This is a genomic window from Synechococcus sp. H55.10, assembly GCF_047502715.1.
In the GTDB taxonomy this organism is placed as follows: Bacteria; Cyanobacteriota; Cyanobacteriia; order Thermostichales; family Thermostichaceae; genus Thermostichus.
Genome location: NZ_JANSJJ010000080.1, coordinates 1 through 22,609, shown reverse-complemented (window position 1 = coordinate 22,609; position 22,609 = coordinate 1). Strand labels below are relative to the sequence as shown.

21 protein-coding genes and 1 tRNA gene are annotated in these 22,609 nt (G+C 59.1%); 12 read left to right on the top strand and 10 right to left on the bottom strand.

Translation table 11 applies throughout. The annotated features are described in order from the left end of the window. Positions 1–74 precede the first annotated feature (74 nt). From NW858_RS05995 to NW858_RS05985, 3 genes are all read right to left on the bottom strand, one after another. Positions 75–147 (bottom strand) — tRNA-Thr (locus tag NW858_RS05995). A gap of 308 nt (positions 148–455) precedes the next feature. Next, complete coding sequence (locus NW858_RS05990; protein WP_414333758.1) at positions 456–1,151, bottom strand: TPM domain-containing protein; 696 nt, start codon at positions 1,149–1,151, stop codon at positions 456–458. 251 nt (positions 1,152–1,402) lie between these two features. After that, complete coding sequence (locus NW858_RS05985; RefSeq protein ID WP_414369027.1) at positions 1,403–2,557, bottom strand: FAD-binding oxidoreductase; 1,155 nt, start codon at positions 2,555–2,557, stop codon at positions 1,403–1,405. Positions 2,558–2,870: 313 nt separating this feature from the next. Here NW858_RS05985 and NW858_RS05980 point away from each other — a divergent pair, with 313 nt between their 5' ends. From NW858_RS05980 to NW858_RS05950, 7 genes are all read left to right on the top strand, one after another. After that, positions 2,871–3,866: a cytochrome c oxidase subunit II gene (locus NW858_RS05980; RefSeq protein ID WP_414520108.1), complete on the top strand. Its 996-nt coding sequence runs from the start codon at positions 2,871–2,873 to the stop codon at positions 3,864–3,866. A 56-nt stretch (positions 3,867–3,922) separates the two neighbouring features. Further along, positions 3,923–5,629, top strand: coding sequence for a cytochrome c oxidase subunit I (ctaD, locus tag NW858_RS05975; RefSeq protein ID WP_414520107.1), 1,707 nt, complete (start codon positions 3,923–3,925; stop codon positions 5,627–5,629). A 131-nt stretch (positions 5,630–5,760) separates the two neighbouring features. Next, complete coding sequence (locus NW858_RS05970; RefSeq protein ID WP_414520106.1) at positions 5,761–6,372, top strand: cytochrome c oxidase subunit 3; 612 nt, start codon at positions 5,761–5,763, stop codon at positions 6,370–6,372. Beyond that, positions 6,372–6,521, top strand: coding sequence for a hypothetical protein (locus NW858_RS05965; protein WP_414333721.1), 150 nt, complete (start codon positions 6,372–6,374; stop codon positions 6,519–6,521). Before NW858_RS05970 ends, NW858_RS05965 begins: the two co-directional genes overlap by 1 nt. Before the next feature lie 139 nt (positions 6,522–6,660). Then, the gene (locus tag NW858_RS05960; protein WP_414333723.1) at positions 6,661–7,221 is read left to right on the top strand and encodes a DUF2062 domain-containing protein; all 561 of its coding nucleotides are present in this window, start codon (positions 6,661–6,663) and stop codon (positions 7,219–7,221) included. Between the two features lie 191 nt (positions 7,222–7,412). Beyond that, on the top strand, positions 7,413–8,201 hold the full coding sequence (gene map / locus NW858_RS05955) for a type I methionyl aminopeptidase (protein ID WP_414333759.1): 789 nt from the start codon (positions 7,413–7,415) through the stop codon (positions 8,199–8,201). A 7-nt stretch (positions 8,202–8,208) separates the two neighbouring features. Next, positions 8,209–10,023: a chloride channel protein gene (locus NW858_RS05950; protein ID WP_414520105.1), complete on the top strand. Its 1,815-nt coding sequence runs from the start codon at positions 8,209–8,211 to the stop codon at positions 10,021–10,023. Between the two features lie 16 nt (positions 10,024–10,039). On the opposite strand, the gene NW858_RS05945 is transcribed toward NW858_RS05950, so the two are convergent. From NW858_RS05945 to NW858_RS05930, 4 genes are all read right to left on the bottom strand, one after another. Continuing rightward, the gene (locus tag NW858_RS05945) at positions 10,040–10,690 is read right to left on the bottom strand and encodes an endonuclease III domain-containing protein (protein ID WP_414338612.1); all 651 of its coding nucleotides are present in this window, start codon (positions 10,688–10,690) and stop codon (positions 10,040–10,042) included. Positions 10,691–10,835: 145 nt separating this feature from the next. Further along, positions 10,836–11,924, bottom strand: a complete 1,089-nt coding sequence (murG, locus tag NW858_RS05940; protein ID WP_414333729.1) for an undecaprenyldiphospho-muramoylpentapeptide beta-N-acetylglucosaminyltransferase — start codon at positions 11,922–11,924, stop codon at positions 10,836–10,838. 30 nt (positions 11,925–11,954) lie between these two features. Continuing rightward, a complete protein-coding gene (locus tag NW858_RS05935) occupies positions 11,955–12,944 on the bottom strand; it encodes a photosynthesis system II assembly factor Ycf48 (protein ID WP_414333730.1) in 990 nt (329 codons plus the stop codon). Positions 12,945–12,952: 8 nt separating this feature from the next. Next, positions 12,953–13,369, bottom strand: coding sequence for a rubredoxin (locus NW858_RS05930; protein WP_414333732.1), 417 nt, complete (start codon positions 13,367–13,369; stop codon positions 12,953–12,955). Positions 13,370–13,564: 195 nt separating this feature from the next. Here NW858_RS05930 and NW858_RS05925 point away from each other — a divergent pair, with 195 nt between their 5' ends. From NW858_RS05925 to tpiA, 3 genes are all read left to right on the top strand, one after another. Continuing rightward, on the top strand, positions 13,565–13,975 hold the full coding sequence (locus tag NW858_RS05925) for an FHA domain-containing protein (protein WP_414333734.1): 411 nt from the start codon (positions 13,565–13,567) through the stop codon (positions 13,973–13,975). A gap of 85 nt (positions 13,976–14,060) precedes the next feature. Then, a complete protein-coding gene (locus NW858_RS05920) occupies positions 14,061–14,744 on the top strand; it encodes a hypothetical protein (RefSeq protein ID WP_414520104.1) in 684 nt (227 codons plus the stop codon). Positions 14,745–14,903: 159 nt separating this feature from the next. Further along, complete coding sequence (tpiA, locus tag NW858_RS05915) at positions 14,904–15,668, top strand: triose-phosphate isomerase (protein ID WP_414333737.1); 765 nt, start codon at positions 14,904–14,906, stop codon at positions 15,666–15,668. On the opposite strand, the gene treY is transcribed toward tpiA, so the two are convergent. Further along, positions 15,654–18,467, bottom strand: coding sequence for a malto-oligosyltrehalose synthase (gene treY, locus NW858_RS05910; RefSeq protein ID WP_414333738.1), 2,814 nt, complete (start codon positions 18,465–18,467; stop codon positions 15,654–15,656). The genes tpiA and treY overlap by 15 nt on opposite strands. Positions 18,468–18,742: 275 nt before the next feature. On the opposite strand from treY, the gene NW858_RS05905 reads away from it, so the two are divergent. Then, positions 18,743–19,588: a M48 family metallopeptidase gene (locus tag NW858_RS05905; protein WP_414333740.1), complete on the top strand. Its 846-nt coding sequence runs from the start codon at positions 18,743–18,745 to the stop codon at positions 19,586–19,588. A gap of 6 nt (positions 19,589–19,594) precedes the next feature. Continuing rightward, positions 19,595–20,500, top strand: coding sequence for a carbohydrate kinase family protein (locus tag NW858_RS05900; RefSeq protein WP_414333742.1), 906 nt, complete (start codon positions 19,595–19,597; stop codon positions 20,498–20,500). A gap of 3 nt (positions 20,501–20,503) precedes the next feature. Here NW858_RS05900 and NW858_RS05895 read toward each other — a convergent pair whose 3' ends face one another. Both NW858_RS05895 and NW858_RS05890 read right to left on the bottom strand, forming a co-directional pair. After that, complete coding sequence (locus NW858_RS05895) at positions 20,504–22,228, bottom strand: ABC transporter ATP-binding protein (RefSeq protein ID WP_414333744.1); 1,725 nt, start codon at positions 22,226–22,228, stop codon at positions 20,504–20,506. 36 nt (positions 22,229–22,264) lie between these two features. Beyond that, positions 22,265–22,414, bottom strand: a complete 150-nt coding sequence (locus NW858_RS05890; protein WP_414347990.1) for a hypothetical protein — start codon at positions 22,412–22,414, stop codon at positions 22,265–22,267. Between the last annotated feature and the right edge of the window lie 195 nt (positions 22,415–22,609).

Below are 22,609 nucleotides of genomic sequence, written 5' to 3'. Positions count from 1 at the left end.
ACCAGTGTAGAAGCTGAGTTCCGCTTCAGCGAGAGGACAGACATGGCAGAGTCAAGCCCTACAGCGGCCAAGAAAGCTGATGGTCAGACTCGAACTGACGACCGCTCGATTACAAGTCGAGTGCTCTACCAACTGAGCTACACCAGCAGTTTAGGCTTGTCGATTCTAGCATTTTCCAGCCTTGCCCCCCAAGTGGCAGGCTCGGACGGGGAGATATAGTCGTTTCCAACAAGATTAAGATACTTTGCCGCCAGCCCAAGCGCTCCGCGTCGCTGCCCTCACCCCCAGCCCCTCTCCCAGAGGGAGAGGGGAGTTATAAGCACCGCTGCAAGGACTTCGTCCGAGGAGCGCCAGCGGAATGGCCGACCAGACTGCTCGCACAAGCGGGCCGTAAGCTTTATAAGTGCCGTTGGAAAACCGCTGATCCTCGATGCTGGGAGTCTGTCAAGAGTCGGCTATTGCTGATCCACTGCCGGGCGAGCAATGGGAGCTAGGTAGATCACCAAGGCCCCTGCCAGAAACCCCAAGACATTGCGCAGCAAGGGGATCCAGTCCTGGGTGCGCGTGACCACCGGGCCAATACCGAAAGCCCCAAACAAAATGAACCACAGAGGAGAAATGAGCAAAGCCCAGCGCCAGTTAAACAGCTCCTCCGCATGGCGGGGCTTGCCGGCAAATCCGAACACGATCCCTCCCAAAATCGAGGTCACCAACGTCAGGATCCACTGCTCTTGAGGCAGGCCGGGCACCACCCGGCAGCCCCCCTGGTGAAAACAGCGATCCAAGACGTCGACGGTCTCCAGGATGGCGCGCTGAGTACCGTGCTCCCGCACGTAGAATTGGTTGCCAAAGCGAGATTGCAGCTCAATCCAAAAGGTGCGCGGCAAGATCTCTCGCACGGCATCCCCCACATTAAACGCCAGCAAGTTGCCGCCCCTGGGATCCGCCACCATCAAAACGCTGCGCTCATTCAGGCCCCAATACTCTTTCACTTGCCGGCCCGGCGTTTGGTCAAACTGAGTCAGCACCCGCAGCTTCCAACCGGTGTCTTGCTCTAGCTTGTTCAGGTGCTGCGCCAGTTGGGCTTCTTGGCTGCTGGTCAACTGATCCGCTAAGTCCAAAACCGGCAGAGGCGGCTGAGGCAGCTCCATCGGCACCACCGGCAGGGCCGGTTGCGCCCAGGTCAGGGATCCTCCGCCGACCCCAATCAACAACCCAAGGCAAAAAATCACCCCAATGCGGAGTATCCGTTGCCACTCAATGCTCATGCTGACCTCTTTTTTGGCTTTGACGCTGAGATCCCGAGAAGTGATATTAAGAAATGTTTCAAGTTCTTATAGATCTATCATGCACCGGAACCAGCCGTTTGGCCAGCAGGATGCCGGGGAAGAAGCGGTGGCCTTCATATCCAACTGGGGCTAAAGGTGCCGGTGGGGTCGAATTGCTGCTTCAGCCTGCGCATCAAGCTGGTGGCTGGGCCAAAGTCGGGGGGAAGAGCCCGCTTCAGGGCCGGCGGGGCTTCCAGCAGCAGGAGAAATCCGCCCACAGACTTGAGGTGGCGCTGCAGTTGCAGCAGGGATCCCACTTCTGGCTGAACCAGCCAAGCCCGTCCCAGCCCACAGCCGCGGTGCAGTTGCACCTGCGCCTCGGGAAACAGAGCTTGAAACTGCTCCAATGTGGCCAGGCTCTGGTTGGGCAGGCACCCAAACTTGGCCAGCACCGCCTCTGAGCCGGGTTGAGGCAGGGGCAGAGAGCTGGGACTCACTTCCTGCAAAGTTAGCCCTGCGGGGGCCAGCCGCCGCATTTGGGTCATCTGTTGGGCAACCGCTCGCTGCGAGCCATGAAAGCTGAGCCAGGCCTGAGCTCCCCCTGCCCTCAGCCAGAGATCCACCCCCACAGGGTTAACCGGGCCGGTCAGCGCCTGCCGACACAAGACCTCCAACTCCGGCAGGGATCCCGTAGCCAGCAACGTAGACTGGGCTGCTGGCAAAGGATAAAGCCGCAGGGTTACCTGGGTCAGAATCCCCAAACTGCCCAGGGATCCGGTGAACAGCTTCATCAGGTCGTAGCCGGCAACATTCTTGACAACCCGCCCGCCTGCTTTGGCCACCTCCCCATCCGCCCGCACCCAGGTTATGCCCAGCAGCAAGTCGCGGATCCCACCGTAGCGCCAGCGCAGAGAACCTGTATCGGCGGTGGCGATGATGCCCCCTAGGGTGGCCCGATCTGGATAGAGGGGATCCACCGGCCACCATTGCCCCCGCTCTGCCAAGATGGGTTGCAGTTCTGCCAGGGTCATACCGGCTTCCACCGTGACGGTGAGATCGGCAGCCGCATGGTCGATAAGCCGGCGTAAGCCAGAGGTGCTGAGAGCCAGATCCACCGGCTCGGCAACCTGGGCCCAGCTCCACTTGCTCCCCTGCCCCAGCGGCAGCACCTTCCGCCCCTGGCACTCCTTGAGGATGCCGGCCAACTCCGAGACGGTCGATGGGGTTTGGATCGGCAGGGGATCCCCTAAGCCAGATAGAAAGGTCGCCGATGAATGGGGAAAAGACATTGGCGAAACAACGGTGCAGAATCTCTCTAACCCCCCAACTGGCGGGGTTATCCCACGCTACCTCAGGCTACGGGCAACGAGAACCTCTGTTCGGAGAGATGCCTCTCCACCAGAGTCGTGTAGTACGGCCCCTGCGCAGGTCTGCCGAAACTGCCGATCCCTGGAAGATCCTGAAGAGATCCATAAGCCTGAGCCATCCTCTCCGATTCCTGTGAGCTAGCATCTGAGAGGGATAAAAAGCCAAGTTCAATCCGGCAGGCCCTATTGGGCAATCTGCTGGAGTAAGCATCTCTTGCAGTGGGGAAAAGCAGTCGTGAGTGCCCTGAGCAACATCCTTTTGGTGGGTATCGGAGTTCTGCTGGCCCTGGCCAGCCTCTGGTACGGCCAGAACCACCATCTGCTTCCCGAATCAGCAGCCGACTCAGCTCCCTTGTTCGATAGCCTCTTCAACAGCACGATCACCATCGCCACCGGGATCTTCTTGGTGGTGCAAGGGGTACTCCTCTACTGCATTATCCGCTACCGTAAGCGGCGGGGCGATCGAGGAGATGGGGATCCCAACCACGGCAACGTGCTGCTGGAGATCGTGTGGACGGCGGTGCCGGCGGTGATCATCCTCTGGTTGGGCCTGGCCAGTCTCGATGTCTATCAGGCGGTGTATGGGGGCGCCGATGTTGGCGGCCACGTCCACGCGGCCATGGCGATGGGGTCTGCCTACGAGGCAGAAGCCGGGGATCCGGGCTATGCTTACACCCCTGCAGTGCTGCCCGGAAAAGAAACAGGCCGGCCAGAGCTGGTGGTTCAAGTTCAGGGCATGCAATATGCCTGGATGTTCACCTATCCGGAGTCGGGTTTGGTGGCCGGCGAGCTGCACCTGCCTCTTAACAAGCGGGTGCGCTTGAACATGACGGCTATGGATGTCAACCACGCCTTTTGGGTGCCGCAATTTCGCCTCAAGCAGGATCTGATCCCTGGCCGAGAGACTCACCTAGAGTTTGTGCCCACGCAGCTAGGAACCTATCCCATCATCTGTGCCGAGCTATGCGGCCCCTACCATGGGGTGATGGCTGGGCAACTGATTGTGGAGACGCCGGAAGAGTTCGAGCGCTGGCAGCAGGAGCAAATTGTGGCTGCTCGGGGCGGAACCGGCGCCCTGGCCTTGGCTGAGCGCCACCCTCACCCACAATCTGCCTTTGTCCAAGTTCACCAGCAGCGTTTGGGCCTCTCGCCTGCTGATCTAACCTCTCTCCAATTGCCCAAGGACTCCGTCCTGCTGACGCGAACGGGATCCCTTCCCTCAGCGGGCTAGAGAGCTCCCTTTCCCCTTGACGGACGTTCTGGTGACGCCAGTAGGAGCCTTTTGCCATGACCCAGCTACAGGACAATCCCACCTTTGCCGCCGCCCCCAAAGCCAGCCTGGAGCCTGCCGCCGAGCCTTGGTGGCGCTTTTTTACCTTCTCCACCGACCACAAGGTGATCGGGATCCAGTATTTGGTGACCACCTTTTGCTTCTACTTGGTGGGGGGAGCGCTGGCTACAGCCGTGCGGGCCGAGCTGGCCACCCCCGAAGCCGACTTTCTCGGTTTTGAGCGCTACAACGGCGCCTTTACCTTGCACGCCACAATCATGATCTTTTTGTGGATTGTGCCGGCTTTGATGGGGGGCTTTGGCAACTACCTGGTGCCGCTGATGATCGGGGCGCGGGACATGGCTTTTCCTAGGCTAAACGCCGTCGCCTTTTGGCTAATTCCACCCAGCGGCCTTTTGCTGCTGGCTAGCCTCTTCCTCGAGGCCCCGGCAGCGGGTTGGACCTCGTATCCGCCGCTGAGCCTCATCAGTGGCAAAGTGGGAGAAGAACTCTGGATCCTGAGCATTTTGTTGGGCGGAACCTCTTCCATTCTGGGGGCCGTGAACTTTATTACCACCATCCTCAAGATGCGCATGCCCGGCATGAAGATGGAGGATATGCCTCTGTTTTGCTGGGCGATGCTGGCCGCTTCCATCATCACTCTCATTGCAACGCCGGTTCTGGCTGGGGCGCTGATCCTGCTTAGCTTTGACCTGTTGGCGGGCACGGCCTTCTTCAACCCCAGCGGCGGCGGGGATCCGGTGGTGTACCAGCACATGTTCTGGTTTTACTCCCACCCGGCGGTGTACATCATGGTTCTGCCGGTGTTCGGCATGATCTCGGAGATCTTGCCGGTGCATGCCCGCAAGCCCATCTTTGCCTACAAAGCCATTGCCTACTCCAGCTTGGCCATCTGCTTTTTGGGCTTGATTGTCTGGGTTCACCACATGTTTACCAGCGGTACCCCCGACTGGATGCGGGTGTTCTTCATGATCGCCACCATGGCCATTGCCGTTCCCACCGGGATCAAGGTGTTTAGCTGGCTGGCCACTCTCTGGGGCGGCAAGATCCACTTCCGGTCAGCCATGTTGTTTGGCATGGGCTTTATCTCCATGTTCGTCATCGGCGGCTTGAGCGGGATCATCCTTGCTTCGGTGCCGTTGGATATCCACGTCCACGACACCTACTTTGTGGTGGCCCACCTGCACTACGTGTTGTTTGGCGGCAGCGTGTTTGGCATCTATGCCGGCCTCTACCACTGGTTCCCCAAGATGACCGGCCGGCTGCTGAACGAGTTTTGGGGGCGGGTGCATTTTGCGCTGACCTTTGTCGGCTTCAACATGTGCTTTTTGCCGATGCACAAGCTGGGTCTAATGGGCATGCCCCGCCGCGTGGCTCAGTACGACCCGCAATTTGCCGACCTCAACTGGATTAGCTCGGTGGGGGCATTCATTCTGGCCATCTCCACGCTGCCCTTCTTGGTGAACGCCATCTACTCTTGGGTATCTGGGCCCAAGGCCGGAGACAACCCCTGGCAGGCTCTAACTCTGGAGTGGACAACTTCTTCCCCACCGCCTGCCCACAACTTCTACGGGGATCCCATCCTGCTAACTGGCCCCTACGACTACGGCCTGCACAGCAAGGAGACTTTGGATTACTTGGCCGCCCAGTTGCAGAGCTTGCGGGAGCTGGCGCTGGCTGAGGCGGAGCCTACTTCTTCTTAGCAGGAGACTTGCCCGCTGGGTATCCATCCTCTGCTCGTCGGGTATTCCCGTCTTGATCTTGGCTGGGCTGCCCCTACAGTTTCAAGAAGTCTCTGGAATTTGGCGAAAATTGATTTTAAGTGGACAGGAATATGCAAGGATCCCTCGCTTCTGATGCCTTGATGGTCGGCCACACTCAGGCCCATGCCGCTCATGCCGAGCACCCAGATCATCGCGTTTTTGGTCTGCTGATGTTCCTGGTAGCGGAAGGCTGTCTGTTCTTGGGCCTGTTCATGGCCTATTTGGCCTACAGCCTCACGGCCCCGGTTTGGCCACCGGAAGGGACGCCGGAGCGGGAATTGCTCTTGCCTGGGATCAACACGGCAATCCTCCTCTCCAGCAGTTTGGTTATCCACCAGGCCAAGCCTGCCATCCAGGCCAATAACGTCAAGGGATTGCGGCTGTGGTTTGCCCTCACTGCCCTGATGGGGGCCATCTTCCTGGCCGGGCAGCTCTACGAGTACAGCCACCTGGAGTTTGGCCTCACCACCAACTTGTTTGCCAGTACCTTCTATGTCTTGACGGGGTTTCACGGGCTGCACGTGGCGGCGGGGTTGCTGTTTATTTTGGCGGTGCTCTGGCGATCCCTGAAGCCGGGCCACTACAGCGCCCAACACTACTTTGGCGTCGAGGCTGCTGAGATCTACTGGCACTTTGTGGACGGAGTTTGGATTGTGTTGTTTATCCTGCTCTACTTGCTCTGATGACAACTCCCCCCGAAAAGCCTGACCCCAAGAGAGAATGGGTCGCCCTGCGATCTGGGCTGAGCATTGCCCTGTTCCTGTTTTTGGTGGCGCTGGTTTCCTACTTGAGTCTTCACTTCGTGCTGGCCTTGGTGGACAAGCTCAGCTAGCGCCCTTCAATGGATCCTCCAGCCTCATCCTGTTGCTGCCGACCTGGATTTGCCGACGGCAGGAAAGATACACTGGATTTACAGGAGTTAACACCTTCCCTCCGTTGCCCTTTTTGCCACCATGAGCCCCCTCTTTTGGTTGAGGCTGCCCTCTTTCTCTGAACCTTCGTCGGGATCCCCTGGGCTTTATTCCCGCTCCTACTCTGGATCTCAACTGGGGCCGACCTCGGCCCGCCAGGGTTCTGCCTGGAAGCGTTGGCTGCGCTATCTTTACCTGCGGCTGTTGCGGCTGCAATCGTCGCCCAAGGAAATTGCCCGCGGCTTGGCGGTAGGGGTTTTTGCTGGCTGCTTCCCGATTTTTGGCTTTCAAACCCTGGCTGCTCTGGTGCTGGCCATTCCATTTCGAGGCAATAAGTTAGTAGCGGCAGCAGGAACCTGGGTGAGCAATCCCCTCACCTATGTGCCCATCTATGCCTTTAACTATCGGGTGGGAGAATGGCTGCTGGGATCCCGGACTGTCCTTCCCACCACAGAGCTGGTGGCGGCCACTTGGCGAAACTGGATGCAGTGGGGCCTGGAGGTGTCGGGCACGCTGTTTGTCGGCTGTGCGTTTGTCGGCTTTTGGGGAGCTCTCGTCAGCTATTTTCTGGGGCTGTGGTTGGTGCAGCGGATTCGTCGGCGGCAGAGAATCTGTGAGTGAGTACCTCAACTCAAACCCATCCTGGACGGGGGCAGAGGTTCGAGGTGCTACACGCCGCTGACGCGAACAATTTTCACAGATTAAGTCTAATCTAAGGTCTGATCATGGAAGACATGCGAGCGTTGTTAACAGATCTCAGCCGTCGCTCTCAGCGATGGGGAGAGCAGTTGGGATCCGCTTTGCAGACGGGCATGAGCCAGCTCGCGCAAGCTCCCCAGCCCATTGTGTTGCTCTCGGCGCGGGAACTGGAGAAGATGCGGCGGGCTTGTCGCCTGGCGGCAGATCTGCTCAAGCACCTAGAGCCGCTGGTGCGGCCGGGGATTACCACTCAAGAGCTCAACGACGAGGCGGAGCGCTGGACACGGGCCCATGGGGCCAGAAGCGCCCCTCTGGGCTACCACGGCTTTCCCAAGTCCATCTGCACCAGCGTCAACCACGTGGTCTGCCACGGCATTCCCAGCCCCAAGCAGGTTTTGCGAGAAGGCGACATCATCAACATCGATGTGACGCCGGTTTTGGATGGCTACCACGGCGATACCTCCAAAACGTTCTTTGTCGGACAGCCTTCTGAGCGGGCGCGGCGCTTGGTGGAGGTAACCGAAGAATGTCTGCGGCGGGGCATTGCCGCCGTCAAGCCGGGGGGGAGGGTCGGCGACATTGGCGCTGCCATTCAAGAATATGCCGAATCCCAGGGCTACAGCGTGGTGCGGGATTTTGTCGGGCATGGGGTGGGACGGCAGTTTCACACGGCCCCCCAGATCCCCCACTACGGCGAACGAGGGAAAGGGGAGAAGCTCCGCCCCGGCATGGTGTTCACCATCGAGCCGATGATCAACGAGGGCACTTGGGAGGTGAAGGTGCTCCCCGACAAGTGGACGGCTGTTACTTTGGACGGCAAGCTTTCGGCGCAATTCGAACATACGGTTGCCGTCACCGAAACTGGCGTAGAGATCTTGACCCTGCCTTCCCCAAGCCCTTGAGCCGATCATGAGCAGCGCCCTCGCTCTCCGCCTGCGCCTCTCTTCTGAGAACCTTCTTCTGCTGCTGGCGGCGGCAGTGGGGCTAGGCACGGGGCTGTTGGTGGTCGGGTTTCGCTATCTGATCGGCTGGTGTCGCTATCTGCTGCAAGACGTCTTTGTCGATGGCATCGGCAGAGCCGCAGAACACCATGGCCTGTGGCTGCCGGGATCCTGGTCTCTGGCTTTGGCGCCGGTGCTGGGAGGTCTGCTGATCGGCGCTTTGGGAGCAGTCGTGCCCTTCCCCAACTCGAGCCTCTCCAGTCTGGTGAGCTCCGTTCGTCCTTTGGCGCCTCAGTCCTGGTGGATCCCGCTCAAGCTCCTGGCGGCTGCCATCTCGTTGGGCGCGGGGGCTTCCCTGGGCCCGGAAGCGCCCAGTGTGGAAAGTGGCGCTTTGTTGGGATCCCTGCTGGGGCAAAACCTGCGCCTCTCGCGGGAGCGGGTGCAACTGTTGCTGGCGGCGGGGGCGGCGGCGGGGCTGGCGGCGGGGTTTAATGCGCCGATTGCCGGAGTGTTTTTGGCGCTGGAGCTGGCTTTGGCCCGCACGTTCACCACTTCTGCCGTCAGTGTGGTGGTGTTGGCGGCAGTGGTGTCGGCCCTGGTCGCCCAGGTGGGGTTGGGGGCGCAGCCGGCTTTTCTCTTGCCCACCATTACGCAGCCGGCTTTTGTCTTGCCGGACTACGAGATCCACAGCCTGCTGGAGGTGCCCCTCTATCTTGGCTTGGGCTTTTTGGCCAGCCTGGTTTCTCTGGCCTTCAGCTACACCCTGGAGTGGGGCAAGCACCTGTTCGGCAGTGGCCCCCTGGCCGCTTGGCCGGCTTGGAGCAAGCCCATTTTGGGGGGGGCGATCCTGGGCTGGGCGGGCTTGGGGATCCCGTTGGCGTTGGGGGTGGGCTATGAAACCGTTGAGTCGATCTTGCAGGCTGTGCCCTTTTCCCTTGGCCATCTGGGCCTGCTTTTGCTGGGCAAGCTGTTGCTGAGCGCTTTGAGCCTGGCCAGCGGCTTTGTGGGGGGAACCTTTGCGCCGGCTTTGTTCCTGGGGGCGGTGTTGGGGGCAGCCTACGGCCAGGTGTTGGGACAGGTGTTGCCCGCCATCGCCCTCTCTCCCCCTGTCGCTTACGCCATGGTGGGCATGGCGGCGGTGTTGGCGGCCAGTGTGCGGGCTCCGCTGACGGCCATTTTGCTGCTGTTTGAGATGACGCGGGACTACCACATCGCGCTGCCGGTGATGGCGGCGGTGGGTTTGAGCATTTGGCTGGCGGAGCAGTTGCACTCACCGGCCATCTACCCTTCCGGCCGTCGCGGCCAGGAGCCCAACAAGGGCCTGACGGTGCAAGAGGTGATGGTACCCCCTTCTCTGCTGTTGCAGCAGGATACGCCCCTGCGGGAGGCCCTGGAGCGTTTGCTGCAACAAAAGTGCCATAGCGCCTTGGTGGTGGATGGCCAGGAGCGGCTGCGAGGCATTCTCACCCTGGAAGACCTCGAGCGCGCTTTGGCTCACAGGGAAGCTGGGGAATTGGCCGAGCTGACAGTAGAGCAGGTCAGCCAATCGGCGGTGCTCACCACCTTTCCCGATGAGGCGGTGGCAGTGGCTGCCGAGCCGATGTACGAATACGATTTGCGCCAGTTGCCGGTGGTCTCGCGGGAGGATCCGGAGCATGTGGTCGGCCTCTTGGATCGGGATCGGGTGTTGCTCTCCCAAGAGATCGAATCTGTGCGGCAAGTCCTGAAGCCGGAAGTTCCTCCAGCCCAGGGCAACGGACAAGAGGGGATCCCCTCTGCGTAGAACTCTGCTGCGGGGATCAACGTTGCCGCAAGGGGGCAGAGGGGCAGGTGCGACGCAGCGGGCAGCGGCTACACTCGGGCATACGCGCTTTGCAGATGCGCTTGCCCAGCCGGATGAAGTTGACATGCAGGGAGTAGGCTTTGCCCTTGGGGATCTGCGGGGAAAGCTGAGCAAAGGTGTCGTCGGGATGTTTGGCCCGCACCAAGCCCAGACGGTTGGCCACTCGATGCACGTGGGTATCTACCGGGCAGAGATCCCGACCCAGCCCGAACAACAACACACAGGTGGCGGTCTTCAGCCCTACCCCTTTTAGGGAGAGCAGAAAGTCGAGGGCGCTGGCGTCGTCCAGGTCTCTTAGAAAGTCAAGACTGAGGGATCCCCGTCGCTCGCCAATGGCAGCCAGGATCTCCTGAATGCGGGCTGCCTTGAGGTGGGCTAAGCCGCCGGGCCGGATCACCTGGGCCAGCTCCGCCAGGTCGGCAGCCAAGACGGCCTCCCAGGTGGGAAAGGCAGCTTTGAGGGCGCGGAAGGCACGGCTGCTGTTGTAATCGGTGGTGTTTTGGGAGAGAACCGTGCCCACCAACTCGTCCAGGAGATCGGGATAGAGGGGAAGGCCGTCGGGGGTGTGGGGGCGCTGAGGGATCCCGAAGCACTGCTCTAGCTGCATCAACAGCGATTCCGTCCTGTCGGCGAGCCGGAGCTCTGGCAGCGGGGTTGACGGCTCCGTCCGAGGAGCGCAAACGGCGGGCTCAGGCGGACATTGGGAAAGACCATCCACTCTCGGCTGTACCACGGCTGGCCCTCTGGGGGAGTTAACGGGCAGAACTTTGGCAGATCTCCTGCAACAGGTGGGCTACGGCCTTGCTGGCATTGGGGGGAGCTGTGGCTTGCAAGTGGGCAGCCATTTGGGCAACCACCTGCGGCTGAGCCAACCAGGTCAACACCGTTTGCCGCAGCAAGTCCACATGCTCTTCGGATTCTCGCATGACCACACCCCCACCGCGCCCCACAAAGGCTAGGGCATTCTGATACTGATGATCCTCGGCGGCAAAAGGATAGGGGATCAAAATGGCCGGAGTGGCGGTGGCCCACAACTCCGCCAGGCTCATGGCTCCGGCCCGGCTGATGGCAAACGTTGCCCGCTGCAGCAGGGCAGCCACATCGGTGCGGAAAGGAAAGGGCCGGTAGCGGGGATGGATGGGGATCCCGGCCTCGCTGCCGCCCGTCAGATGCACAATCCAAGCCCCCGCCTCCAACCAAGCTTCGGCACAGGCGGCCACCATGCGGTTGAGGCCCCGTGCCCCTTGGCTCCCCCCTATCACCACGATCAGCGGATCCCCGTCGGGGATGGGGAGATCGGCGGGCAGGGGCTGGGGCCGATAGAACTCGGCCCGCACCGGCGTGCCCACCACTTGGGCGGCCACCCCCGGCAAATGCTCTGCCGCCTCCGCCATGCCCAGCGCCACCACGTGGCAAAATCTTCCCAGCCAACGGGTGACTTTGCCGGGGATGCGGTTGGACTCGTGCAGCAACACCGGCACCCGCAGCGAACGGGCGGCCAAGATGGTCGGGGCGGCGATGTAGCCACCGGTGGTCAGGACGATATCAAACCGTCCCGACTTGAGGAGTTGGCGTACCTGCAGGGTCGCCCGCGCCAGTTGAGCCAAGGCTCGCAGCTTGTGGAGAGGGGATCCCTGCCAGCCAGACATGGCAACCCGGTGCAAAGGGTAGCGCTCCTGCACCAGCTTCCCTTCCATCCGATCCGGCACCCCCAGCCATTCGATCTGCCAATCGGGCAACTGCTCGGCAATGGCCAAAGCCGGAAAAACGTGCCCGCCAGTACCGCTGGCAGCAACCAGCAGCCGCGGAAGCGAAACTGTGGCCCTGGCGCGTGTATCCACCCGCGTACCGGCTAGGGATCCCTGAGATCGTCAGGAGTTGTTGGAGCTGACATAGCGCAAGAGGGTGCCCCGTTGCCCCAAGATAAACCCTCGGTCGGGGCCGAAAAACTCGATGCTGTAGAAATTGGCGGGGATATCGCTGACTTGCTTAGCCTGCTCCCAGGTTTTGCCACCGTCGGGGCTGTGGATCAGGGTGGCGCCACCCCCCACCACCCACAGGTCGTGGTCGTTTTGATAGGCCGCATTCAAATAGCCAAAGCTGAGGGCCCGACCCGGACGCAGCGGCGACGCCCACTCGCCAGAGGTGAAGTCCTCCGTGAAGGCAATCTCTGCCCCTTGGTTCAGTTTCCAGGCGCTGCCGTTGGGGCCAAAACCCATGTTTTGAATGCGGCGGGAGCTCTCCCGCGGATAAGGCTTCCAGGCGCGGCTTTCTGGCGTGTAGAGAAAATAAAAGCTGCCCCGCGACGACACCGCCAGGTATTCTCCCCCAGGGCCGCGGGCGATGTTTTTGATGGCCCCAATCGGCTCCTCCACCTGAGCGCGCCAGGTCTGCCCGCCATCTTCCGTGCGGTAGATGGCGCCCACATTGGTCACCATCTCGGCAGCCCCAGGGCCCAAAGCCTGGATTAAGATCGGCTCACCCGGCAGTTGGGTGTTGAGGCGAATGGAAGTCCAGTCGGATCCCTCGTTCAGGGTGTGAAGGAGGATCTTCGGCTGCCCGGCCACCCAGCCTTCTGCCCCGGCAAAGCTGATCGAGGCAAGGTAGGCTTCTGGCTCCAAGCTCGACAGCTCCCGCACCTGCCAGTGCAAACCGCCATCGTGGGATTCCAGCAGTGTCGCCTTGTCTCCCACCAGCCAGCCGTGTGTAGGGGTGGTGCCGGTGAAGGCGATGTCCAGCAGAATGTTTTGGGTAGGCACCTCCACCTGCTGCCAGGGCACCACCTGCATATTCGGCATCCGCGCCGCCATCAGCAGCAGGGAGCAAGCAGCCAACAGCGCCAGTCTCAAGAGCTTCAACATCTTGGCCATCACTCGACGAAATAAAAACTCATCAAAAATAAAAACCCCAGCGCCAATCCCAAGAAGATGAGCAGGTTCTTTTGGGCAGGGGTCATCACGTTCACCCCCAGGCCGTAGCGCAAGTTCTCTTGAAAACCCGAAGGCTTGCCTTTGGCTCCCACTGCTTGGAAGAAGCGCTGGTCGGCTCGGCACACCGGACATTTCCAATCGGCGGGCAATTCCTCAAACGGCACACCCGCCGGGATCCGATTGAGTTGATCCCCCTTGGCTGGCTCGTAAACGTAGCCACAGGAACGGCATTCGTAGCGCTGCATGCGCAGGGGATCGCCAAGCTGCGCATCGGTTTCATCTTCCGGTAGCTCAATCAGCCTCGGTGTCTGGGGAGGACGGGGTTGGACACCGGGATCCGGTTGCGAGCCATTCATGGTCAGAGATCCATGTGCATCGTTAATCCCATTATGAGAGGAGTTGTTACAAAAATCTACTCGCTGCTCAGGGTGATGGGCCAATCCTGCCCATCCCAGTGAGACTCATCCGGTGGATATAGGGATCCAACTGGGGGATTCCGTATGTTATGTTTTGGGTATACTGCCCTCAGTGTTGTGCAAGTGGGTGGCTTTATGACCACGCCCCCTCGCCGACCGGCCCTCAATCATGTGCTAATTGTCAAAGATCGACAGGGGCCAAAGGCCTACTGGTTGACAGCCGAGCTCTACTCATTGGGCCGGGATCCGCGCAACAGTATTCGCATTGACTCGCAGTACGCCTCTCGCTACCACGCTATTTTGGTTAAAACCGAATCTCCTTCTTCTCCCGACGGGTTCACCTACCAAATTATCGACGGCGACATTCAGGGCAATCCTAGCACCAATGGCCTTTACGTGGGTGGGCAACGGGTGGAATTTCGGGATCTTGAGGATGGGGACGAGATCCAGTTTGGCAGCGATGCCACTGCCACCTACTCACTGCAGAGCAAAGATCTGGATGCAATTCTCGCCACCTTTGAAAACACCCAGATTGTCGGGTTGTGAAAGCCCGGCTTTCCTGTTGGGTTTTGGCGCGTAAGCTGGTATGGGATCCTCCCTTCAGCTGGTTGGTTAAGGGGGTAGCTAGCCGATGTCAGAAGCTGGAATTACTCGCGCTGCTTGGGTGGTGGCAGCTTTGGTTTTGTCGGCGGTGCTGGGGCCGCGGGTTGCCATGCCCCTGGTAGGACTGGTGGGGCTGGTCATCGTCGAGCAAGTGGCCTTTGGGGGGCGGATTTCAGGGTTGCTGGGCGGGCTGCTGGATTGGGCTTCGCCGGCCTACCGGCAGCGGGTCATCCGCCACGAAGCGGGGCACATTTTGGTGGCCCATCTGCTCGGGATCCCGTTGTTGGGCTATGTGCTTAGTCCCTGGCAAGCCTTTCGACGGGGGATGCCTGGCTACGGCGGGGTGGAGTTGGATCGGGCCCCGATGCACACTTGGCAGGCTCAGGGAAGGATCCCTTGGGCAGAGGTGGAGCGCTACGGCACGTTCTGGATGGCGGGGGCAGCCGCAGAATCGTTGCACTACAGCCAAATTACGGGCGATACAGAGGATCGGCAGCAGTTGGCAACGCTGTTGGCAGCGCAGCCCTTGACCTCTCCAGCCAAAATGAAGATCCAAATCAACCGCTTCTTACGCCAGGGACGAGCGCTGTTGCAGGCCCACCCCCAGACCTATGCCGTCGCCGTCCAATCTCTGGAGCAGGGAGCCGCCTGGGAAGACTGCCTGGCGGCCATCGCTGCCAGCCTGGAACAAGAGACGGCCCAGGAGGGTTAACCGGGGCCCGGATCCCATCGCCGTATTCTGGAGCCGCTTGCTGATAAACTGTGACATACGAAAAAACAAAAGCTGGGATCCCTGCCTATCCATTTGGGTTTCTGCTTTGGGATCCCCTTCTTTAGTTGTCTTCTGAGCGTCTTTTAGGGAGGATCCACCTTGCGTCCCATCCTCATCGCCGGCAACTGGAAGATGTACAAAACCCAGGCTGAGGCCCGCCAGTTTCTGCGGGAGTTTGCTCCGGCTCTGCAAGCGTCGTCCTTAGGAGCGGCTTCACAACGGCAGATCATCCTGTGTGTGCCCTTCACAGACCTGTCCGTGGTGGCAGAGCAAACGCGGGGATCCGGCATCGCCGTGGGAGCACAAAACCTGCATTGGGAGGATCAGGGGGCGTTTACCGGGGAGATCTCCGGCCCCATGCTGGCGGAATTGGGGGTGCGCTACGTGATCGTCGGCCACAGTGAACGGCGGCAATACTTCGGCGAGACAGATGAAACCGTGAATCGGCGCTTGGCAGCGGCGCAGCGGCATGGCCTCACCCCCATCTTGTGCGTGGGCGAAAGCCAGGAGCAGCGACGGCAGGGCTTGATCGAGTCTTGGATCCTAGGGCAGTTGGATCGCGCCTTGGCAGGGATCGATCTGGAGAACCTGGTGATTGCCTACGAGCCGATCTGGGCCATCGGCACCGGCGACACCTGTGCAGCCGCAGAGGCCAATCGGGTCATCGGCTTGATCCGCCAGCACCTGGGCGCCGACCAACTGCCCCTCCTGTATGGCGGCTCGGTCAAAGCCGGCAACATCGACGAGCTGATGGCCCAACCCCAGATCGACGGAGTGCTGGTGGGCGGGGCCAGCCTCGATCCGCGGGAGTTTGCCCGCATCGCCAACTTTCAGGCCCTGACCCCGGCCTCAATTGCTCAGTAGGTTCTTCTGCCCCCACAGCAGGGCCACCGGAAAAGACTTGAGGAGGATGCCCACCGGCAAGGTTTCGCCGGCAGGGATCCCTTCTTGGGTCAGCCCGTTCACCCACTCCAGCCGCTTCCAGCGGGGCAGATGAATTTCAGTATCTTTCCAAACGGCTTCTCCCAGGGGATCCTGCGTCTCGTCGATCAACGAGGTCAAAAAGCGGGGTGACACCGTAATCAAAACCTGCTTCTCGTGCTGGCGGGCAAAAGCCACCACGTGGGCAGCATGGGATCCGCTCACCTGCAGGGGAATGTAATTTCCGCCAAGAAACAACTGCGGCTGTTCCTGACGGGCCCTGAGCACAAGATGAATGAGAAACAGCTTAATGCGTCCGTCGCGGCGGTGGGACAGCAGATCTTCGACAAGCTGTAGAGGATCCTGTTTGACTCGCCGTTGAATTTCTTCTAAGTAGGCGAGGCGACGAGAAAAATCTACAGGCCGACGATTGTCGGGATCCACCATACTTAGATCCCATAGCTCGGTACCTTGGTAAATATCCGGGATCCCAGGGCTGGTGAGCTTGATCAGCGTTTGCGAGAGGGAATTTAAGATGCCAAAGTGGGCAATTTTGCGTTGGAAAGGCAAGAAGGACTCCAAAAAGGGGCTTGAGGTCTGTAGGATCTGATCGATAAAAGCGAGGGTGGCTTCTTCATACTCGGTATCGGGGCGAAGCCAAGCGGTGTGAACTTTGGCTTCCCGCACAGCTTTGATGGCATAGTCCTTAACCCGCTGCACGAACTGGGGCACCTCTTCCGCTTGGAAGGGATAAGAGCCGAGCAAAGTCTGGTAGAGCAGATACTCATCGTTGCGATCTGGCAGTTCCGAGCGCTTGGCTTGATTGCTGCGGACCTTGTAACCGAGGTTCAGCTCATGCCAAAGGTTGATGTGTTTTTTCCATTCAGCAGGGATTTCAGACAGCACATTCAGGCGGGCTCGTACATCTTCGCCGCGTTTGGTATCGTGGGTAGAGGAAGCATTCATCGAAAAAGGCCACTCGGCTGCTCGTTCTTGGTTAAAGCGGTGAAACTCCTGCAGAGAAAAGCCAAAACGGCAGGGATCCCCGCCCACTTCGTTTAAGGATAGTAGCCGGTTATAAACATAGAAGGCCGTATCCTCTACCCCTTTGGCCATGAGAGGGCCGGCCAACTGTTGCAGGCGCATGGCAAAGTAGATCTGCTCGTTTCTCTCTTGCTCTGACAAATTGTCGAGAGACTCCAGGCAGAGAAAACGCTGCAGAAAATTTAGTTCGTTTACCAAGATGGGCAGGTTCTCCTTGGCTTTCTCTACAGCTTTACGGATAACCTGCTGACCTTCTGGGCTGAGGATCCCTTGGTGGATGTAAACTCGATAAACCGGGAAGCACACCAAAACTTCCACCAGGGCTCGGCGCAAGCTGTAGAGGGTAAAGTCGTTAGCGTAGCGGTGATGGCTGGTGATCTGCTTGAGCAAAAAAGCAAGATTATCCATATCACCTGCCAGGTTGCGCTCGATGATCAAACGTTTTTTGTCTTCAATCACCTGTTCTGGGGAATGTCGTAGGTTCGTAAAGTCTTGATAAAGAGAGTCAAAAGCCTCTGCATTTTCTTCCTGGCAAAAAAGACCATTGAGCTTGGCTAAAAAGTCGTATCCTGTTGTGCCTTGAATCGGCCATTGCTGAGGCAGTTTCTCATCGGCTTCTAGGATTTTCTCTACCACGATGTAGAGATCTGGGCAGCGTTCCCGCAGGCGATGGAGATATTCTTCCGGGTTAAACAGGCCGTCGATGTGGTCGATACGTAAGCCTGTAAAGCGCTCTTGTTCTGCCAGCTTAAGGATAAGCTGATGTGTTTTGCGAAAGACCTCGCGATCCTCCATCCGCAGCGAGATCAGCTCGTTAATGGTGAAGAAGCGACGGTAGTTGATTTCCTCGGCGCCCACTTTCCAGAAGGAAAGGCGGAAATTCTGCCGCGCCAAAAGGTCGTCCAACAAGTCAAAGCTTGAGGGATCCCCCGGCTTGCCGTTAAAGATGGCAATGTTCTCGTCAAAGAAGTTTTGAATAGATTGGCTAGACGTGTAAAGCTCCCAAAGGGAGTGCTTAGCAAAGTTAATTTGATCGGTGCGTTCTAGGAGATCTTCCTTGCTGGGTATAAATCTCAGGCTGAAGAGGATCCCGAGTAACTTGATGTAGTCGGGGTGGCTTCGCCCTAACTTCCGCCGCAATTTACCTAAGTTGTAGGTAAAAACATCGGCATAGGTATCGATATTCAGAGGAAATCTCAGGTTATAGTAGTTGATGCTGAGGCCATCGGCATCGTAACGAAGCTGAATTTGACCAGACTCCAAACATTTATCGTAGAAATCTCCCAAAAAGGGTGCCAAGATCCTGCCTTTAATACCCAGATAGGAGTGGTTCCAGTTGACATCAAAGTAATCGATAAAGTCTGAGTTGGGCCCACTTTCTAGAACATCCATCAACATTTGGTTTTGGCCGTCATAGGCCATGTGGTTGGGCACGATGTCTTGGATCCAGCCGATTCCCTGCTGATTGAGGGTTTCCCACAAGAGCTCAAACTTTTCACTTCCCCCCAGTTCCTGGTTAATCTGCCTCGGATCCACCACGTCGTAGCCGTGGGTGCTACCGCTGCGGGCTTGGAAGATGGGAGAGGCATACAAGTCGCTGATGCCCAGCAACTTCAGGTAGGGAACCATTTGCCGTGCTGCCTCGAAGTCAAACCCAGCATGAAACTGAATGCGATAGGTGGAAGTCGGGATCCGCATGATGACCTTAGAACGACGACAAAGGGGTCTAGCTTGCAAACGGACTAGGGTCGAGAGAAGAGATGTTTCCAGAGTAGCGGCTAAAATCAAGAAACCATGTAGGGAAGGGCGGAGTCTGCCGAGGCAACAGTTGGAGGGGGTTCACAGCCCTCAGTTGCAGGTCAGCCCGGACATGCCCAGCTCTCTTGGTCTCCATCCCTTGACGGCCGACAGCAGGGATCCCCAAGCTCCAGCCGCCCGCCTGCTTTTGAAGCCTTTTTCTCCCCATCTTGTCTATGTCATCCATTCAACAAGAACCTCGCATTCTGCTGGGCCTGCGGGCCGACCAGTTTCGCCATCCTGTGGATCTGCAGGCAACCCGCTCTCTGCAGCAGGTGCCGGGGCTGGGCCTGCTGATTCAAAACTGGCTCGGCTCAACAGCAGGACAGGTCTTTTATCTGGATAACATCGCTTCCAGTATTCAAATTAACGAGCATCAGCTGCCGGAGATTCACCAGCTTTTGGTGCAGGCCTGTCGCATCTTGGATCTGGACGTGCCCCAGCTCTATGTGCGGCAGAACCCCACGCCCAATGCCTATACCTTTGCCATGCAGGGGAAAAAGCCTTTTATCGTTTTGCACAGCTCTCTGCTGGATCTGTTGGAGCCGCCGGAAATTCAAGCCGTGATCGCCCATGAATTGGGCCATTTGAAATGTAATCACGGCGTCTACTTGACGATGGCCAACATCCTCATGCTCTCCACCAGCTTGCTCCCCTTCGGCGGGCTGTTTTATCAGGCGTTGCAGGAGCAACTGATGCACTGGCTGCGGTGCGCCGAGTTTACCTGTGACCGGGCGGCGCTGTTGGTCACCCAAGACGCCAAGACGGTGATCTCGGTGTTGATGAAGTTGTGCGGTGGATCCCCGCAATTGGCCTCTAAGCTGAATGTGGACGCCTTTTTGGAGCAGGCCCGCGCTTACGACGAGCTGGACGGGGATCTGTGGCAGATGGAGCTGAAGCAGATGCAAACGGTGGGGCGCACCCATCCGCTGCCGGTCCTGCGGGCCAGAGAAATCGAGCGTTGGTTCCGCAGCAACACCTACCAGCAAATCCTGGAGCTGCAGGGAGCGGCTGCTTCCTAAGTGCCGATGATGGATCCCCCCGATGTGCCCCAGGGCTTGCCTCTCATTTTGGGGGAGGTGCTTTTCGACTGCTTCCCCAGCCAGGTGGTGCTGGGCGGTGCGGCTTTGAACGTGGCTTGGAACCTCAAGGGGCTAGGATCCGATCCCCTCTTGCTTAGCCGCATCGGCCAAGACGAAGCGGCAGAAAAGTTGTTGGCGGCGCTGCGGCGGCAGGGGCTGCGCCTGGAAGGTTTGCAACGGGATCCGATTCACCCCACCGGCCAAGTCCAAGTCACGCTGGATGCAGAGGGGATCCCAAGCTTTGCCATCTTGCCCGACCAAGCCTACGACTACATTCAGTTGGATATCGGGGTTCTCCAGCCCAGCCTGCTCTATCGGGGCAGCTTGGCGGCGCGACGGGAAGCGGCCCATCGCCACTTTCAGGAGACGATCCCCGCCCTTCGCTGTCCGGTGTTTTTGGATCTCAACCTGCGGGATCCCTGGTGGCAGCCGGATCCCATCCGGGAGATGCTGCGCACCTGCGATTGGCTGAAGCTAAACCAGGCGGAGCTGGAGCAGGTGGCGCGGCTAGAAGGGATCCCTGCCAAAGAGGTGCGGGAGCAAGGGCAGATCCTGCGGGCGCAGTTGAACCTGAAAGGTCTATTTTTGACTCTAGGGGCCGCAGGTGCGCTCCTGATCACCCCCGCCCAGGTTTATCAGGCCGACCCGGTTTCCGTACCTCAGATGGTGGATACGGTGGGCGCTGGAGATGGCTTCAGTGCCGTGGCCATCCTGGGCCTGCTGCGGGGATGGCCAGAGGAGGTGTTGCTGCAGCGGGCGGTGCAATTTGCCTCGGCCATCTGCGGGATCGCGGGGGGTGCGCCTCAGGATTCGGAGTTCTATCGGCCTTTCCGGCAGGAGTGGCGGCTCTGAAGCCTACTGAAACTGGCGCAGGTGAAACTGGGCGTAGCGCCCCCCTTTGCCCAGCAGCTCGCGGTGATTTCCTTGCTCCAGCAGTTGCCCTTGCTCCAAGACAAAAATGCGGTGGGCGGTGCGCACTGTCGAGAGGCGGTGGGCGATAACAAAAACGGTGCAACGTTGCATCAGCCGTTGCAGCGCCTCCTGCACCAACGCTTCCGACTCGTTGTCCAAAGCAGAGGTGGCCTCGTCCAGGATCAAGATCTTGGGGTTGAGCAACACGGCGCGGGCAATGGCCAGCCGTTGCCGTTGTCCGCCGGAAAGGGTGACCCCGCGTTCTCCCACGCGGGTGGCGTAGCCATCGGGTAAGCTCTCGATAAAGGTGTCGATGTTGGCCACCTGGGCCGCCTGGCGTACCGCTTCCAGGTCAAACTGCTCTTGTCCGTAGGCGATGTTGCTGGCAATGGTTCCCGAAAACAGGGTGATCTCCTGCGGCACAATGCCAATCTGGCGGCGCAGGCTCTTGAGGGTGACGGTGCGGATGTCGATGCCGTCGATGCGGATGCAGCCCTGCTGCGGATCGTAAAAGCGGGGAATCAAGCTCACCAGGGTGGATTTGCCGGCACCGGAGGATCCCACCAAGGCCACGATCTCGCCGGGAGACACCTGAAAGCTGATTTCCTTGAGCACCGGCTGATCCGGTTTGTAGGCAAAGGAAACTTGCTCGAATTCCACCCAGCCCTGAATGGGGGGCATAGGCCGAGCGCCGGGCAGCTCCCGGATCTGCGAGCGAGTGTTCAGCAGCTCGAAAATCCGCTCCACCGAAGCCTCACCCTGTTTCAGCTCGCTGTAGTTGTTGGTGATGTGCACAATGGGGTCGATCAACATGGCAACACCGGCAATAAAGCCGAGAAACTGGCTGCCGGTCAGGTTGCCCTGGCTAATTTGCCAGCCGCCCACCCAAAACACCCCCAACACGCTCATGGCGTACAGGAAACCCACCACCGGGTCTTGGATGGCTTTCACCTGCTCGGTCTGAAACCGGGCCAGGCGGTTGCTTTCGGCAATGGCACTGAAGCGGCGAATTTCGTAGTCCTCGGCCGCAAAGGCGCGAGTGAGACTGATGCCGGCAAACACTTCTGTCAAGAGGGCGGCCAAATCCGACATCTTCTCTTGGTTGAGGCGGGAGCGAAACAAGAGGCGATCCCCAAACCAACTGATCAAAGCGGCCATCAGGGGGGCGATCAGCAGGGTGGTCAAGGTGAGAATGCCGTTGAGATAAAACAGGTAGGCCACCACCGCCAAGATGGTGAGCACGCTGGGGATGAAACGGTGGAAAAAGCGTTGCACTACCTCTCCCACCCGATCCAGATCCCCTGTCAGGCGATAGACCAGATCGCCGGTGCGGCTGCCGGAAAAATAATCCACATCCAGCGCTTGCAAATGGGCATAGATCTGTTGGCGCAATTCCAACACCATTTGCAGGGAAGCCCTCGCCATCAGGGTGTCTTGGCCGTACTGGAAGGCGCCACGCACCAAGAAAAACACCACTCCAATCAGGGCCAGCGTCCGCAATTGCCCCAGATCCCCGGCGCCGATGGAGCGGGCCACCCACTCGATCAAGTAGGCAAGCGCGGGCATGGTCAGGACAAAGCCAAGAGTGCAGGTCAGCCCCAACAACAACATCCACAGATGGGGCCGGATAAAAGGGATGAGACGGCGATAGCTACGACCCGGATGCACCAATCCCAAACCAGAAGGGCCTCTGACTCAACCAGCTTACAGGATACTGTTGCCCACTGCTGCCGGGATCCTTGAAACTGGCCGGTCGAGTTGAAAGCCGCTGCGGCCATTTTCTTTGACCGCTGTTACATGGAAGCCGGCCAGTAGGTGCTGGGAGCATAACCGGGCATCAACACGATCAGCCATACTCTTGCTAGTTAGAATTACTTGCATTAGCAAAGAACCTCAACCAGGCCCGGAGAAGACGCAGATGACCCACATCCTGCCGCCGCGGGATCCCCGCTGTTTCCACAACATAGAGAGATAGAGAGTCAGACTGAGGGATATAACTCCACCACTTAACTCAGCTACAGGATATCTCTATTGCAACTACTTTCAATA

Bases quoted from the DNA above. Each gene is read 5' to 3' on its own strand.
- NW858_RS05990 (WP_414333758.1), bottom strand. From the start codon at position 1,151: ATGGAGCTGCCTCAGCCGCCTCTGCCGGTTTTGGACTTAGCGGATCAG.
- NW858_RS05985 (WP_414369027.1), bottom strand. From the start codon at position 2,557: ATGTCTTTTCCCCATTCATCGGCGACCTTTCTATCTGGCTTAGGGGAT.
- ctaD (WP_414520107.1), top strand. From the start codon at position 3,923: ATGACCCAGCTACAGGACAATCCCACCTTTGCCGCCGCCCCCAAAGCC.
- NW858_RS05970 (WP_414520106.1), top strand. From the start codon at position 5,761: ATGCAAGGATCCCTCGCTTCTGATGCCTTGATGGTCGGCCACACTCAG.
- NW858_RS05965 (WP_414333721.1), top strand. From the start codon at position 6,372: ATGACAACTCCCCCCGAAAAGCCTGACCCCAAGAGAGAATGGGTCGCC.
- map (WP_414333759.1), top strand. From the start codon at position 7,413: ATGAGCCAGCTCGCGCAAGCTCCCCAGCCCATTGTGTTGCTCTCGGCG.
- NW858_RS05950 (WP_414520105.1), top strand. From the start codon at position 8,209: ATGAGCAGCGCCCTCGCTCTCCGCCTGCGCCTCTCTTCTGAGAACCTT.
- NW858_RS05945 (WP_414338612.1), bottom strand. From the start codon at position 10,690: ATGCAGCTAGAGCAGTGCTTCGGGATCCCTCAGCGCCCCCACACCCCC.
- NW858_RS05935 (WP_414333730.1), bottom strand. From the start codon at position 12,944: ATGTTGAAGCTCTTGAGACTGGCGCTGTTGGCTGCTTGCTCCCTGCTG.
- NW858_RS05930 (WP_414333732.1), bottom strand. From the start codon at position 13,369: ATGAATGGCTCGCAACCGGATCCCGGTGTCCAACCCCGTCCTCCCCAG.
- NW858_RS05925 (WP_414333734.1), top strand. From the start codon at position 13,565: ATGACCACGCCCCCTCGCCGACCGGCCCTCAATCATGTGCTAATTGTC.
- NW858_RS05920 (WP_414520104.1), top strand. From the start codon at position 14,061: ATGTCAGAAGCTGGAATTACTCGCGCTGCTTGGGTGGTGGCAGCTTTG.
- treY (WP_414333738.1), bottom strand. From the start codon at position 18,467: ATGCGGATCCCGACTTCCACCTATCGCATTCAGTTTCATGCTGGGTTT.
- NW858_RS05905 (WP_414333740.1), top strand. From the start codon at position 18,743: ATGTCATCCATTCAACAAGAACCTCGCATTCTGCTGGGCCTGCGGGCC.
- NW858_RS05900 (WP_414333742.1), top strand. From the start codon at position 19,595: ATGATGGATCCCCCCGATGTGCCCCAGGGCTTGCCTCTCATTTTGGGG.
- NW858_RS05890 (WP_414347990.1), bottom strand. From the start codon at position 22,414: ATGGCTGATCGTGTTGATGCCCGGTTATGCTCCCAGCACCTACTGGCC.